Annotated in this window: 1 protein-coding gene; it reads right to left on the reverse strand. The window is 41.9% G+C overall.

Going from position 1 to position 609, the window contains the following annotated elements:
• Nucleotides 1-53: 53 nt before the first annotated feature.
• The gene (tnpA, locus tag Psfp_RS21200) at nucleotides 54-494 is read right to left on the reverse strand and encodes an IS200/IS605 family transposase (RefSeq protein WP_134220483.1); all 441 of its coding nucleotides are present in this window, start codon (nucleotides 492-494) and stop codon (nucleotides 54-56) included.
• Between the last annotated feature and the right edge of the window lie 115 nt (nucleotides 495-609).

Below are 609 nucleotides of genomic sequence, written 5' to 3' on the forward strand. Positions count from 1 at the left end.
AACTCAACCACAACCTGCTGAAGCAGGTTGGTTGTAATAGCCGCTAAAGCAGCTTAAAAATCTCCAAGTGTAAAATTATCAGGTTTTTGGTTTTCCTCTATATCTTGATTTTTTATATATTCCATAATTATTTCGTCGGTGACATTCCCGCTGCTTGCGGCAAAATATCCCCTTGCCCACAAGTGTTGTCCCCAGAACTGCTTGTTTAGCTCTTTGTATTCCATCAGCAACTTCCTTGAGCTATAGCCTTTGATATACTGCACCAGCTTGCTCACAGACAGATGCGGGGGAACTGACACCAACAAGTGCACATGATCTTTTGATACATGACCGGCCAATATCTCAACTTCGTTGTTTTTAGCCACGAGCCTTATAAGGTCCCTTACTCTTACCGCTATTTTCCCGCCCAACACCGGTTTACGATATTTTGTTATCCACACCAAGTGTATCTTAATATCAAAGGTTACATGTGATGTCTTCCTGTAGTTCTGCATTTCATCACCTCTAGCTTAAGTATTCCTTTTGCTAGAAGCGATGATTCTACTACTGGGTTAACCTAAAGGCTTCGGCTGGAAGCCGAGGGATTTAACCCCATTATACAGACATTAA

Origin of the sequence: Pelotomaculum sp. FP, assembly GCF_004369245.1 — a bacterium.
Classification (GTDB): domain Bacteria; phylum Bacillota; class Desulfotomaculia; order Desulfotomaculales; family Pelotomaculaceae; genus Pelotomaculum_C; species Pelotomaculum_C schinkii.

Excerpts from the sequence above, each read along its gene's own strand:
- tnpA (WP_134220483.1), bottom strand. The coding sequence starts at position 494 with ATGCAGAACTACAGGAAGACATCACATGTAACCTTTGATATTAAGATA.